At 54.3% G+C, this 14,107-nt stretch carries 13 protein-coding genes and 1 tRNA gene; 1 reads left to right on the top strand and 13 read right to left on the bottom strand.

Annotated elements, in window-relative coordinates:
• Positions 1-217: 217 nt before the first annotated feature.
• From yciH to VMC84_RS13210, 5 genes are all read right to left on the bottom strand, one after another.
• Entirely contained in the window at positions 218-526 is a 309-nt protein-coding gene (gene yciH, locus VMC84_RS13230; protein ID WP_325381414.1) for a stress response translation initiation inhibitor YciH, read from the bottom strand.
• A gap of 65 nt (positions 527-591) precedes the next feature.
• Entirely contained in the window at positions 592-921 is a 330-nt protein-coding gene (locus VMC84_RS13225; RefSeq protein ID WP_325381412.1) for a YkgJ family cysteine cluster protein, read from the bottom strand.
• Positions 922-1,377, bottom strand: a complete 456-nt coding sequence (locus tag VMC84_RS13220) for a DUF5788 family protein (RefSeq protein WP_325381410.1) — start codon at positions 1,375-1,377, stop codon at positions 922-924.
• A gap of 44 nt (positions 1,378-1,421) precedes the next feature.
• Complete coding sequence (locus VMC84_RS13215) at positions 1,422-2,903, bottom strand: ThiF family adenylyltransferase (protein ID WP_325381408.1); 1,482 nt, start codon at positions 2,901-2,903, stop codon at positions 1,422-1,424.
• Between the two features lie 92 nt (positions 2,904-2,995).
• Positions 2,996-4,168: an MFS transporter gene (locus VMC84_RS13210; protein WP_325381406.1), complete on the bottom strand. Its 1,173-nt coding sequence runs from the start codon at positions 4,166-4,168 to the stop codon at positions 2,996-2,998.
• Between the two features lie 12 nt (positions 4,169-4,180).
• Between VMC84_RS13210 and VMC84_RS13205 the strand changes: the two genes are divergently transcribed.
• A complete protein-coding gene (locus VMC84_RS13205) occupies positions 4,181-4,918 on the top strand; it encodes a DNA/RNA nuclease SfsA (protein ID WP_325381404.1) in 738 nt (245 codons plus the stop codon).
• On the opposite strand, the gene VMC84_RS13200 is transcribed toward VMC84_RS13205, so the two are convergent.
• From VMC84_RS13200 to VMC84_RS13165, 8 genes are all read right to left on the bottom strand, one after another.
• On the bottom strand, positions 4,915-5,220 hold the full coding sequence (locus tag VMC84_RS13200; RefSeq protein ID WP_325381402.1) for a hypothetical protein: 306 nt from the start codon (positions 5,218-5,220) through the stop codon (positions 4,915-4,917). The genes VMC84_RS13205 and VMC84_RS13200 overlap by 4 nt on opposite strands.
• 51 nt (positions 5,221-5,271) lie before the next feature.
• On the bottom strand, positions 5,272-6,612 hold the full coding sequence (ftsA, locus tag VMC84_RS13195; RefSeq protein ID WP_325381400.1) for a coenzyme F390 synthetase: 1,341 nt from the start codon (positions 6,610-6,612) through the stop codon (positions 5,272-5,274).
• Between the two features lie 15 nt (positions 6,613-6,627).
• On the bottom strand, positions 6,628-7,104 hold the full coding sequence (locus tag VMC84_RS13190; protein WP_325381398.1) for a TspO/MBR family protein: 477 nt from the start codon (positions 7,102-7,104) through the stop codon (positions 6,628-6,630).
• 31 nt (positions 7,105-7,135) lie between these two features.
• A complete protein-coding gene (locus VMC84_RS13185; protein ID WP_325381396.1) occupies positions 7,136-7,705 on the bottom strand; it encodes a fasciclin domain-containing protein in 570 nt (189 codons plus the stop codon).
• A 1,054-nt stretch (positions 7,706-8,759) separates the two neighbouring features.
• Positions 8,760-8,844, bottom strand: a tRNA-Leu gene (locus VMC84_RS13180).
• A 97-nt stretch (positions 8,845-8,941) separates the two neighbouring features.
• A complete protein-coding gene (locus VMC84_RS13175) occupies positions 8,942-10,228 on the bottom strand; it encodes a peptidase MA family metallohydrolase (protein WP_325381394.1) in 1,287 nt (428 codons plus the stop codon).
• A gap of 163 nt (positions 10,229-10,391) precedes the next feature.
• Positions 10,392-10,742, bottom strand: a complete 351-nt coding sequence (locus tag VMC84_RS13170; RefSeq protein ID WP_325381392.1) for a ferritin-like domain-containing protein — start codon at positions 10,740-10,742, stop codon at positions 10,392-10,394.
• Between the two features lie 479 nt (positions 10,743-11,221).
• Positions 11,222-14,071, bottom strand: a complete 2,850-nt coding sequence (locus VMC84_RS13165; protein WP_325381390.1) for an oligosaccharyl transferase, archaeosortase A system-associated — start codon at positions 14,069-14,071, stop codon at positions 11,222-11,224.
• Positions 14,072-14,107 lie beyond the last annotated feature (36 nt).

The following is a 14,107-nucleotide window of genomic DNA, read 5'->3' as shown; positions in this document are numbered from 1 at the left end:
CCACCTTTCTCTTTATCCGCCATTTCCACACCTCGCTGAAATATTGAAAAAACTCGCTGTATTATCGAATTTTTCGATACAGAGTATAGTAACCGGCGTATGCGGTTCAAATTTACTCAAGGATAACACGAGATTGCGCTTGAATTTTAGAATATACCATATCAGGCTTACTGTTACGGTCAAAAACGCTTAAAACGAGGAATAAAAAAAGGCGGGACTACATCTTAAGCTCGATAAGCTCGGGAGAGAATCCGTAGCTCACTAAAAGCTTTTTAACTTCTTCCCGGTGATCGCCCTGGAGCTCGATGCGGCCTTCCTTAATGGTGCCGCCGCATGCGAATTTGGTCTTCAGCTTCTGGGAGAGTTCCTTTATATTGACGTTCTTGGTATCGATACCGTCAATGATGGTCGTTATCTTCTTAAAGCGCCGTGTATTGGTATATACACGTATCTTCTGGGTCTCCTTCGCCAGGTCCTCGCAGATGCAGAGGTCCGTCGGCAATCCACATTTATTGCAAACTTCCATATTGTTTTCTCTAATATGTCATTTATAAAGGCCCTATAAATATTTTTCATTATAATACATCGGCCTTAAGGGATGAACTTGAAGCCGCAATTTCTGGAAACGTCGTCGTTATAATCCTCTTCGGGATAGCGCCTGCAGATATCGGGCTTATTATCGTGAATAGCGCAGGAGAAGGTGCCGTCCCCGTTATCGACGAGGTTCTTGCACGGGTTCTTTATCTGCAGCTCGACGTTACGTTTTTTAAAATCCTTTATAGAGGTCGACACCGCTGAATGGGCGTCCAGCCACCGCAGGTATTCCGTGAACTCGTAGTCGGTCACGGCGCCCACGTGCAGGTCGATGCAAAAATCCCTGCAGCAGTTCCCGCATTGCTTACAGCTACCGGTTCTCTTCATCTAATCCCGCTTCCTTTTCTCCTCTCCCGAGTACACTTTCCTCACGAGGTTCAGCCACCGGCGCCCGTCCTCCATTTTTGCCTTATTGGCCTCGTCATTGATGGAGAGTTTCGGCAGCGGCACATTATAGAGTGTGTCAAGCGCCCGGTCCAGCCCGAGAGCCTCCTCATAGAGCTCGCCGGCTTTTGACCTGGCCATTTCCTCCCTGGACAGGAGCGCGACGATCTCCCGGCGCCTGCGCCGGATCAAGGGAATGAGGCGGTCGACCGCCCCGATCTCTTCGGACGTCAGCCGTCCCCGCTTTTTCGACATCTCGAAGACGAGCGCCCTGAGGGGTATGCGCTCGTCGCCCACCTCCAGGTATGCCGGTATGGTCGCGCCGGCGAAGGCGAATTCTTTATCAAGCTTGATCAGGAGATTCTCTCGCTCATGCTTTGAAAGTGTCTCATCGACCATGGCCGATATAATTAGAATATGATGGGGATGATATACTTTTCTGGCTAATACCGGCGAGGCCGCCTTTCGTCGCCCGCGCCGCGCACGCCTTCCCTGCCGCAGAGAGGGCATGCTTCATTCCACTCCAGCCGCTTACGCTCGAAGGCCTGCGTCGCCGGGTCGTATTCGATATGGTCGGAATCACGGGGCCTGCCCGATAGCATATCCATTAGCTCCCCGATGGCCGTGGAGCAGACAACGTCGTCGACCGGAACGCACGAAGAGGAGCCTTCCCGGGACTCGCCGGAGCACATGCTGCAACCGGTGATAGAGGGTATAAGCACTCTTACGCTGCCGTACGGGCCTTTCTGCCCCTCTTTTATTACCGTATGCGCCTCGATGCACGGTATGAGGTACTTAAGCGAAACCTCGGCTATGGCCGATTTCAGCGCATCGTCCTTACCACAATAAAAGATGACGTCGCATTCCCGGAGCGCGCCCCGGGCGTTCCTGGCGATGTTGTTGACGGCCACTGCCCTTATGTCTTTCGATGCTTTCTTGAGCATGTTCTGCGCGGCCCTTGTCCTTTTTTTACCCGCCCCGCCCGTATATGGCAAAATATCGGGGTTATTATCGCCGAGCTCCCGGTCGTCGAGCAGGATAAAGTCTTTTACTCCCAGCCCGGCCAGCTTCTGGCATATGCCGAAGCCGATGCCGTCAAGGCCCGCGACGGCCACCCGGATGGCCTCCGGGCGGGTCGGCGATAGGATCTCGCAGGAAGAGCTGCTTTTATGTACCAGGGCGTCCCGGAGACCGTTCCGGCTGAATACACTGACACGGGCGCTCTCGGGCATCGAGAGGGAATCGTGGTCCCCGTCGTACTCGCAAAATGAGAATCCGGCCCCGCCGATCACGGCCATGGCAAAGCGCAGCCCGCAGGACCGCAGGAAACGGCCGTTCTCCAGGCCGTTCTCGATGTCCATCCAGGAGAAGTTGGGCTCCCGGGAGCCGGCGTGTGTATGTATCTCGAGCACGGTATCGCCCTTCTCCGATGCTTTGCTGAACACGGCCTCGATAAACTCGGCCCCCGGTGTAACCGTGACGCTGGACTGCTGGAAGAGATCATCTTTTGCCGGTATGTAAAGCTCTCTCACAAAATAGTCCTTATTTTTTCTTGAGCCGTCCGTGCGGCTGCCGCACCTGGCCATCGCATATCCTTCCCTGGACGCCGCTTCTGAAGCCTCGAACGCCTCTCGCATGCGCTCGTATTGTGGCATCGGGAAGAACAGCCGGACAGACCGGTCGGATTTACGCTGCTTCCTGGAAGAGAGGACCTTGAACTTTTGCATGCTTTTAGTGAAGGGTCGCCCGAGAGTAAAGTGGTCGCCTTCGGACACGTCGATGGCCCCGCTGACCACGACGTTCCGGCCATCGCAGGAGCGCGCCACGGGGCGGCTCCGGTCAGTGTGCGCGGCGCGCCGTATGTCCGACGCGCTCGTGTGTACCGGGACCTGTACAGGCCTTCCATCCACATAAATAGTGACCATATAGGCTCGCCCTTCTGTTTTGCATGCTCATTTTTCAATAGTTTATATTATGATTACTATAATATTATATTTTTCCGGTTTTAAAGGCCGTGCTATCTCGCATGCGGCCGTAATGCAAGAAATGTGATGAAGCCCGCTATGGCCAGCAGCGCCGCCTGGGCATACGCCGTAAATGGAAAACCGTAACGGGCCGCTATCAGGCCGCCGGCGAACGGGCCCAGGGCCAGGCCCAGCGAAAAGAGCGTGTTATAGATGCCGTAGACCATGCCCAGGGAACTTCCCCTGCCGTCGCCGCCGTAGAGGTCCGATATAAGGGGAAGCATGGGCGTCAGGGCAAAGCACATGGTGATGCCCAGAAGGGAGAACACCGCCGCCGTCAAAAAGAAGGACGGCATGGATACGCAGCCGGCAACGACGAGGGCGGAAACGAGCATGCCCGCCGCGATGAGAAGGCGTCCGACCCGCAGGTCATAGAGCCGCCCCACGACGGGCTGAAAGACGATGCTAAGGAGCGACATGGCGCCAAAAGCCAGGCCCACCATGGTCGGCGTCGCGGAGAAAATATCGTACATATACACGGGCATGAAGGGCTCCAGGACTCCGTAGGTGGCGGCGCCGACGACGACCGCGAGCGTTATGGCCAGGAATATCCGGGGCGCCTTTAGATAAGGCGTCAGGCGCTGGTGGAAAGGGGCAGAGATAACACGCGCTGCCGGCTCGCTGACCAGGAGGAACGCCAGGCCGACGATGCAGGCCAGGGCCGATGGTATGGCGAACGTGAGCGCGTAGCCCAGGTTATCGTAAAGGATCCCGCCTACGACAGGGCCGAGCAGTGTGCCCGCGGACATGGCGGACATGGCCAGCCCGAGCCGCCCGCCGCGCTCCTCCTGGCCGAAGGTATCGGCCAGCATCGCCAGCCCCGCGGACCAGGTGGCAGCCCCGGACATGCCCTGGAGCAGCCTGGCGGCGATAAGCACGCGCACGTCAGCCGAAAGGGCGAATAAGACGTTCGTGGCGGCCAGGGAGAGCATGCCCAGCATCATGAAGGACCGGCGGCCTAAGCGGTCGGATAAGATGCCGAAGGGGATGCTGAATAAAAGAAGCGAGACCGAAAAAGCGCCGTAGATTATCCCGATGGCGACGGTGTCGGCCCCCAGTTTCGTGGCATAGGAGGGCAGCACCGGTATGACTAGCGTGTAGACCATCATGTCCATAAAGATGGCAGCGGAGACGAGCGCAAAGATGATATTCTTCCGGTCGGGCATTAGAATGGGAGAATGAGCGGTAAAAGATATATTTTTCCATCGCCCCTCGTCGAAGGCACCATCCAGTCCCGGCCGAACAGGTTCGTCATGATGGTCAAGGTAGACGGTAAGGTTCAGGCTTGCCACTGCCCGTCGACGGGCCGCATCGGCAGCCTCATATTCGAGGATATTCCATGTCTTTTATCCCGGGGCGGCAGCGATGCAAGAAAGACGGCGTATACGGTGGAAGCCATCTCCCTGGACCAGCCCTCCGCCCGTAAGAAGCGCTGGATCGGCATTAATCAGGGTAAGGCGAACGCCTACGTGGAATTTTTCCTCCGGGAAGGCCTCATGCCCGGCATATTCGGCCCCGTGAAGAGCTTAAAAAGGGAGGTAAAGCTGGGCGATTCTCGGATCGATTTCCTGATCAACGGCAGGGACTATCTTGAGGTCAAGACGCCGCTGAAGGACATCCCCTGCGAAGGCCACCCTAAATACAAGAAAGGCACGACGAAGTTCAACGGCCTCGAGCGCCTCGTCAAGCACTTTTGCGATATATCGGGCTCAATAGAGCGTGGCTCGAAAGCGGTAATCCTCATGTGCTACATGTTCGAAGCTGTGCCTTTCTGCGTCCCGGGCGAGCCGGAGCCAGCAATCGTCGACGCGGCTCGAAATGCGGCCTTAAAAGGCATGGGGCACTGGCAGTCGAATCTGCGGATAGACGAGACGGGCATAGAGCTGCTGAGATACTTTGAGCTCCGCCTCTTCTAGCCCTCGCGCCCGTATTTCACCGTGAATGTGCCATCGTCCTTGACCTTAAAGTTCAGGAAGACCCTGCCCTTCCGGTCGCAGATGATGTACTTCCTGTCGCTGTCGTCGTACTTCAGGTAGTCGCCCTCGACCAGTATCGTCCTGCCGCCGACGTTCACGTCCATGCGGGAGCCGTATACATCCACGGAAACGTCAGCGCCGTTCGAGTCCCTGCCGATGTATCGCACGCCCCTGTCCATGATGTCTGTCCGGTCTATGTGCCCGGTGATCGGCGGTATAATATTGCTCACCCGTTTCTGCATGATCTAATCTAGTGGGCCTATTATTGTAATTTTATCACGTATTTTCAGCACTTATCTACGGTCGACGATGCGCTTCGGCCTGCCCTTCTTCTGGTAAAACTCAAGCCTGCCCGGAGCCAGGAAACTAAAGGATAGCTTGAACGCGCCTTCCCCAAAAGCACGGGCAAGCCCCGGCTTATACTTTAAGAAGGCCTCGGTGAAGCGCTCTTCCACGGGCCGGCGGCTTAGCTTCTCCGGGTCGAAGCACTCCAGGTTGAGCTTCATCGTGGTCACGCCGCCTTCGAGATCGACGAAGGCCTCGTACTCGCCCGTCAGGTACTCCATGTTCTCGCGCTGGAAAACGCCCGACTCCACGTCCACGCGGTTGAAAGGGGCGCCGGCTACCCAGATGGTCTCGGCTTCGCGCTGCGGGTAAAAGATACGCATATGGGTCCGCCCGCATGCGCATTTTTCCCGGGACATGACGACGGTCGTGTCCTCGGTATCGTAGTTGATGAGCAGCGTGCCGCACCTGCCGCCGACGGGCAGCAGCGTCGTCAGTACCATACGGCCGCACTCTCCGTCAGGGACGAACTTTTTCATCGCCGGGTCGTACACGTCCACGTGCACCATATCTTCGGGGACGTGCAGGCCGTTCTGCACGCCGCACTCGCCGCACATGGTACCCTCGGTGCTCCCGTACGTGTTATACGCCTTACAGCCCCAGAGCTCCTCCAGATATTCACGGGATTCCTTCGCGAAGCTTTCGCCGCCGGCGACGAGCCTTTCGATGCCTGAATCCTTCGGGTCTAAGCCCTCTGCCCCCATTCGCCGGCCCAGGCGGAGCAGCTTAAAGACACTGCCCACGATCCCCGTTGGCCGGTAACTCTTGATGATGCGCACGGGGAAATTGCACCTGCCTTCCGGCACGATGGTGAGGCCTATTCGATGGGCGGCGAGGGTCATGGTGTTCGCGCCCACGTTCATGCCATAGGACGCGCAGACGATGAGTCGATCCCCGGGGCCAAAGCCCTGGGCTACGAAGAACCGGGCGTACTTTTCGGCATACCGCTTCCAGTCGTCGTACGTCAAAAAGAACGACTTGGGCGTGCCGCTGGTGCCGCTGGTCTCGTGGATGGTGAAAATGTCCCGCCAGTCCGTGCTCCGGAACCGGAAATCCTCCGTGGCAGGGGGCTGATTATTCCGGATGGTCTGGCCGGACACGATGGGCAGCCTCAACAGGTCTTCATGCGTGCGGATGGACGAGACGTCGACCCCGTTATCCCGGAACCACTGGCGGTAAAAAGGCGAGCGCTCTGCGGCATAGCGGACCGTATATCGGGTTCGCTCATCGATGAGGGCGTTGAGCTCTGTTCGCCCCATCGTCTCCACGGGCTCGTTGAAATATGCCATCGATAAGTCTCTGCGCTACAGATTTAAGAAGAATACGGCCACATTAAGGCACGTGGCGAAGCAGACCCACAGGATATAAGGCACCATGGCATATGCCGCCGGCTTCGAGAGCTTATAGAACTCGTACGTCGTCAGCACGATGAGGGCGAGCAGCACCAGGATGAGGGCGACGCCCAGCAGGATGTTGTGGAGGCCGAAGAATCCGACCGACCAGAGCACGTTCGTGATAAGCTGGCCCGCGAACAGCGCCATCGCCTGGTTCCGGGCCTTGCTCTCGGGCAGCCGCCAGATGAGGAAGAGCGCGACGGCCATCAGGATATATAGTATCGTCCATGCGGGGCCGAAGAGCCAGTTCGGCGGCGTGAAGAAAGGCTTGTTCAATGCCGCGTACCAGGTGGCAATGCTCGTAAATGTGAAGATCGAGCCGATGGCCGCCGCTAAAAAGCTCGCGGCGAAGGCGACCAGGAGCTTCACGATATCGTTGAACTTCATGAGTTAAATTATGGCCGCCAGATAGATAAATTTAAGGCCTTACTCCTTTTGCGACCTCGTGGATTATGCCCTTGTTATATGGCAGGTCGGGCTTGAATATCCTCAGCCCGTTGACCTTGATGCCATCGTCCGTGGTTATGATCAGCGGATATCCGCTTACCGTCTTTAGCATCTGGAGGGAGCGGAGGTCTGCCAGCATATATTTTCCCGGGACGATGAATTGCCCGAGAACGACGTCCAGCTTCGCAGACCCGATCATGCCGCCTAACATTTCCATGTTGAAGACGTCGTCCATCGGAGCGAACACGGTGTAGGGCCCCTTCTTTTCGAGCAGGCCGCCAACGCCCGATATCTCCATTGCCCGGATAAAGTTCGTGAATTCGCCCTCTTCCGAGAGCACCTCTGCCGCGGTCATATCGTTCAAGGGCCTGATCACTTCTGTCACTTTTATCCACCACTGCTTAGAATCAGGCTTCCGGCTATTTAACTTTGCTAAAAAAATAAAAGAGCCATGGGAGATGAACGTGATGTTCACGACGCCTGGCATGGGGCCAATATTTCCCCTTATGAGCAGCCGCATGCCCCCCATGCAGTTACTCACCCCCTTTATGCAATCCCCTGGTGATCTATCGTAGATTGCTCTCCCCAATTGGCTCCATGCCTGAGCGTACGTTTGGGGAACAACTTATTGTTCCTCAAGAAATTATTGTTCCTGTACTAGATAAATATTTCGATGCAACATGGAAAATTGACGAGCAGAAGGCTTATTATTAGATAAAGTTATTTTTTTATAATGATTATGAGAACAATTTGTTCCAATTAATTTGGAGTTTATGCGACTGCCTGTTGATTCTACAAAAATGGCTCAATATTTTTATTTTATAAATTAAAATCGGCAGCCAGCTCAGCCCCAATATGTACACCATACGGTCCGCGAAGATAAATGAATTACATCAGACCAATAAACAATAATAATAAAACCGATTATGACTTTTTTTATTCTTGCGGCCGTTCCCGGTTCAAGAAGATGAACCATAAACGAAGCGACGCAAAGCATAGTCACGAAGTTATTCATAAATTTGTGCTGTGTTGAATAAGTCAAGTTTTGTTAATTAGTAAACGATTACTAAGCTAGTTAATTGTTAAAAAAAATTGCTGTGCTGAATTACTCCCATATTTTAAGCTTTTTAAGAGCACGGAGGACACTATTTTTCACCACAAAGGCACGAAGAGCACGGAGGCCCACAAAGTTTTCTTTTTAAATTAAGTTACAAAGAATCACAAAGCCGGTTCATTGGCGATCAGGATACGAAGGATACAAGGGCACAGTGGAATGAACAAGAGCACTTTTTACCATCGTGCCTTCATATATTATAAATTCAAAAAGCGGCTCTGTGCCCTTTGTCTCTTAATTATAAAAAAGTCTTTGTGGGCCTCCGTGCTCTTCGTGCCTTTGTGGTGAAAAATAGTGCCCTCAGTACACTTCGAGACTTAAAAGGGCATATTCAACAAAGCATAAAAATTGAAAAAGATAATCGGAAACTATCGATAAATTTGGCTATTACGCAAATGATAAAAATAAGACTATTTGCTAAACAATTACCTATTAATATTCAATGCAGCATAAATTTAAAAAAACACGTGATAATTATTAGTGCAGGGGATGGGATTCGAACCCACGAACGCCTACACGACAGGACCCTGAATCCTGCGCCTTTGACCTGACTTGGCAACCCCTGCGTCTGGCATCAAAAACGTATTAATGCGGACTTTAATAGGCTTTACATACTATTTAAACTTTATTAGGTAAGAAAAAAGAAAAACACTGCGGCCCTGCCTATTTCCTGACCCGCAGGAAGATAAAGGCGATAAGCAAAATCGCCAGCACGTTGACCGCGCCCAGCGCCATGTAGATCAGACTATTATCCGCTGCCTCCGGGTTCGCTGCGACGTTCTGGGTCATATTCTGGATCGGCGTCGCAGTCACTGTCTCTGCATTCGCGAGCGTGATGTTATAGAGGCGGAGCTCGCCCTTTTGCAGCGTGATCGAGTCCAGCAGGTCCGCGTAGCCCGGGCTGTGTATCTGGACCTTAAACAGGCCGTATGTCAGGTTCAGGCTATAAAAGCCCGAGCTGTTAGTCGTCGCCGTGTAGATCTTGCCGAGAACCGCTGAGTCGTTCCTCATACACGTAAAAGTGATCGTCTGGTTCGCGATGGGCTTGCCACCGGCATCGGTCACGTAGCCATGGGCGTTCTCCGAGGTCACGATGCCGTCACGGATGTTCAGCTCGCCCTTCAGCTCGTTCTGCCAGTCGATGTTAATGCCTTCGGGCCCGTATCCGAGGTGCCTCATAAAAGATTTATCCAGGTCGTTCAGCGACCCGTAGTCCTGTATGATGAGATTTAAGCTGTCGGCGCCGTATTTTTGCGCGATATATTGCATGAGCATGCCTGACTGGGCTTCGGCCATTTTAGCCTCGTCCGGGCTGACAGACGGGTCGTTCGCATTGCTCAATATCTCGTTCATCTGGGCTACCGTCATCATCTTGCCATTTCGGCAGGCATCCTCGACCAGCGCCTTTCCCGAATCTGAAAGGTCGCCCGAGATGAAGATCGCCAGGCCCTCCGAGAACCAGGCTGGCACGGTATACTTGTTGCTGATGAGCCTGGTGCGCAGGACGATCTCCGCGAACTGGTGGGTCAGCACCGTGGTGAAATTCGGAAGCTGGTCGGGCACTTCGATCACGATGGTGCCGCTATCCGCATCGCCCCAGGCGCTCGCCACATTACTCTCCGATATATTCTCATTGGTCAGGTAATTGAGCAGGATATTGGCGTACTGTTCATGGCTCGAGGCCAGGATGATCCGGTCATGGTAATCGTAGCTGCCGTAAAAAGCCGTCACGTTCGCGTAGGCCGCGTTGGCCGCCATGACCACGCCGCTCACGTCGGTGATGCGTGTCGAATCATAGTAAATGTCGAAGTGGTCTGACTTATACAGCATGAAGTCGCCGGGCGGAGGCGGCGCATACTGCATGGAGGTCGCAGACACTGATGGCGATGCCGCGCTCAAAATAATGATTACCAGTGCCAGATAGCCAAGCGTTGTCGGTATAGATCTCATGCCGTATCCTCGCCCACTCTAACTAGGAACATAAATATATAGCCTTTTTCTCATAATCGTCGAAGGTTCAAATACGTGCTGCTCTACGAAAGGGGTCTGGGGGTTCGCCATAGATCTTACATGTCGGAATTTATTTAGAAGAAAAAGACAGAACTTCAAGGCTTCAACGTATTTTCGAAATTAGGATTAAACCCATTGAACCTTTAAAAAGTAAAATGTAAAAGCGCGTGGTCAACTGACCGATTGGGGGGTCGGTAGTCAGTTCACATATATTTTGTCGCCGTTCTTTGAACTCTTTCCGGTGACGCTTTTCCTCGTCCAGGATATGCCTCAGGACGCCGACGACCTCCGGGTCGTCGATGGTCTCGATCCGGTGCTTGTACTTTTCGACGTCCGCCGTTTCCAGGGCGATCTGCCTTTCCAGCATGCCCTTAAGGTCGTCGCCGCCAAAGTCGAGTTCCTTATGATCCATCGTGGGCTTGCCGATATCATTAAACTGGGCGGATTTATCCATCTTTTTTCTTTTCTAAATTTACGGGCTTTTGAAAACTGCATTCAGAGCAATGAGTCTGGAGCGGATTACAAGCATCGCAGGGGCTACCCTTTTGATACAGATTTCTCAAGAAGTTACAGGCCAATATAACCAGGCTGGAGACCATGAGTAAGCTTATAGCGGCGAAGATAATCTCGTCGAAAAGATCGGTCGGAATGCTAATACCGAATATGAGGAGCACTTTAGTTAAAATTAAAGTCACGATTATCACGCCGAATAAAGCTCCAAAAACCAGCATTGCCCTCCGGCCCTGCCTAATCCAAAAGCGCGCTTTACGCATTCGTGCGTCGCATTCTTGCATCGATTCGGTCTCCATCGACATCATCCTAATATCAAGTTTTTTCGTACATGATAAAAAACCTTTTTAGTCTAATTTGGCTTATTTATATTCTGAGTAGGGCCAAAGTTAAAAAAGAGACGGGGTTTCCCGTCCCTCCGCTTTATGCTACCCGTATTGTATCTCCATTCATAACTGCATTCTCGCTTACGTTCACGCTCTTTGTCGTGTTGCCATAACTGATGGTGTACTCGCCCTCTGGCATGATGCCGTAGGAGTAACCATCGCCCTGCATCTTCTCGGTCGGATATGATACGACAAGGTTGTATGCGCCGTTAACAACGGGAGCCGTTTCCGTGTATGCGAACTCTCGGCCCCAGTCGGTCTTAAGCGTCAGCGATGCCGTCACATTTGAGGCGTCCGCGGGGGCGCTTCCGGTGATCGACGCGCCCTTGACCTTTTCGAAGACCTTGACGAACTTGACGGGCTGCCTGGCATCGTAACCGTACCTGGTGCCCGAAGAGTCCGACGCAATGGTATAATTGCTGTACATGTCGTACATCCGGGTGGCGCTCGACAGGTCGTTGAAGGATATCGGGTTATTGTAGCCGGCATAGCCCTGCGACCGGTCGACGACCTTCATGTTCACGTAGTACGGGCCCGCGGAATCGTAGACGAGCCGGTAGTGGCCCATGCCGTCGGCGTCGTCAAAGTAGAGACGCTTCATGATCGAGCTGTTCCACTTATCCGTATCCTGCAGCACGGGCACCTGGCCGCTGCCCGAATACAGGCCCGTGCCGTCAGAGTAGATATAGCTGGATTGCGTCAGAGTTTCCCAGCCGGAAGTATCGTTGATCCAGTCCTGGATGGCCGGGAATTTGCCCACGGCCATATCGTTGTCTATGACCACGTACCGGCTGTTCAGCTTATCGAGCATCCCGACGCTCGTATTCTCGTCCGTTGAGCAGAAGAACGGCGAAGCGCCGGTCGTGCCGTTCATCTCGGTGATCCCGTCCTGGAACGGGTTCGCGTCCGGGATGCGGTGGGCTACGTACTCGATGACGTTGCCGTAGTCCCACCAGCTCATGACGCCGTAGGCACTGGCCGGGTAATTATACTGGTCAACGCCCGCATTCGAAGGGATGGCATACGTGCCGTTGGCATAGTCGAAGCTCGACTGTACCGTCTTTCCCTGCGGGTCAGGCGTGTGATTGCTCATCCATGTGAGGGCGTCGTACCACTCGTACTGCATGCTTCCCGGACCACCCTGGGCTTCCAGGGTGGTGATATTCTGGCCGAGGCCGGTGACCGGCCAGACCGCGACCAGGATGAACATGGCCGCGATCATCGACAGCACCAGCGTCTGGCCCATATTCTTCGAGATAAATTTCGAAAGATCATCCGGCGATTTGACTTTTTTCATGAAATTATCCTTGAACTCCGAAGAACTGGCTATCCAGAAGAGCTCGCTGGCAACGAAGCCGGTGAGCAGGGCCGCGTTCACCGCGAAGTAGTAGGTAAAGCGGGTCTCGGTGAACGTCGCCCACAGCATGATCACGCTCCATACGAGAAACATGAGCTCACTCGGGCGGTCATCCCGGTAGGCCCGGTAGGCGAGGAGGAAGATCGCCAGGATTGAGATATAGAAGGCCCAGTCGAAGTCATACCAGAAAGCGGTCAGCGAGAACTGGCCCGTCGAGCGGTCGAGGTACGTAGGCCACGCTTCGCCTACGGTCAGCATGCCGCCGCTCGACTGGAACTTACCCAGGCCGGCCATAATGATGCCATACAACTGGGGCACGGCGATGTAAAGGAGCAGCATACCGACCATCACGATGCCCGCGAGGGCCACGGGATACATGATCCTTGAGATTTTGCCCCACTCCAGGATCCTCGAGACGGCATACACTATCCCGATGCCCACGAGTGCCAGCCCCAGGATGACGGGCTGGGTGAGCGACCAGTTCACGAGGTCGAAGCGAAGGTACTGCAGCGAGTAGGGCAGCACCATGACCATGGGCACCAGGTACATGAAGAACGCCACGATGAGCGTCGAATCCAGCGGCTTGCCCCGGACATGGTCGATGATACACTGCAATACGAAGTATATGAAGAGCATGAACCCGACGAGCAGGCCACCCGGCCACGAGAGCATATAGCAGCCGAACGCGATGCCGGAAAGTAACGCCAGGGCCAGCGGCTCCTTGATATTTTTAAAGTCACGATCTTTTATCCGGGTGAGGCTTAGCCCGGCCTTTTTTGCGCTGTCGAGGGCGTAGACCAGCACGGCGATGGTCGCCACCGAGAATAGGACCTCGGCCACGTGGTGGTCCGTGAATCCCAGCAGGGACCGGACGAGGAACTGGCCGGGCAGGAACATGAGGATCACTGCGGCCAGCAGGCCGGTATTCCTGCCGAAGAGCTTCTTGCCGACATAATAGGTCGGTATGGCGCACAGTGCGCCCAGGACGGCGGGGACGTATGCCCCGACGGTGGCCGTTAGCTGGGCGCTGGGATGGCCCAGGCCGAGGATGAGCGAGGGGACAGCGATGAGCATTGTGAATAGCGGCCCGAAGTGTACGAGACTACCGTAGGGATAATGCGTGAACGGGTCGTAGAGCTCACGGACGGGGAAATGCGCGAGGGTATTATAGACCAAACGCATCTGCATCGGCGCGTCATCCGCCGCGATGTTCACGTAATTGCCAGGCCAATTCGTAAAGACCGTATTATATGGTAAAGCGATCCGGATGTAGAGCATGACGGCCATGATGGCCAGGATCGCGATCGTATAGACGGACAAATGCGACTTGATGAAATGTATGATGCCTGTCTTGCCCTTTTCCGCGGGAACTTCCGCGGCTACGGCTTTCTGATCTATCAGCGGGGACGAAGCTTGCGCCGCCGCTGGCGTGCTGGGGATCTTGCCGGCCTCGACTGATTGTCTTTCGGTTTTCGGTCCGCCCGATACTTTCTTACCTGCTCTTTTACTCTTACTTCCAGGTTTTGCCATGTTATACCTCTTTTTATACGGTCATTGCAAGCTATG

It is taken from the genome of Methanocella sp. (assembly GCF_035506375.1).
Lineage (GTDB): Archaea > Halobacteriota > Methanocellia > Methanocellales > Methanocellaceae > Methanocella.
The sequence above is the reverse complement of the archived record's forward strand: the minus strand, read 5'-3'. Positions and strand labels throughout refer to the sequence as shown.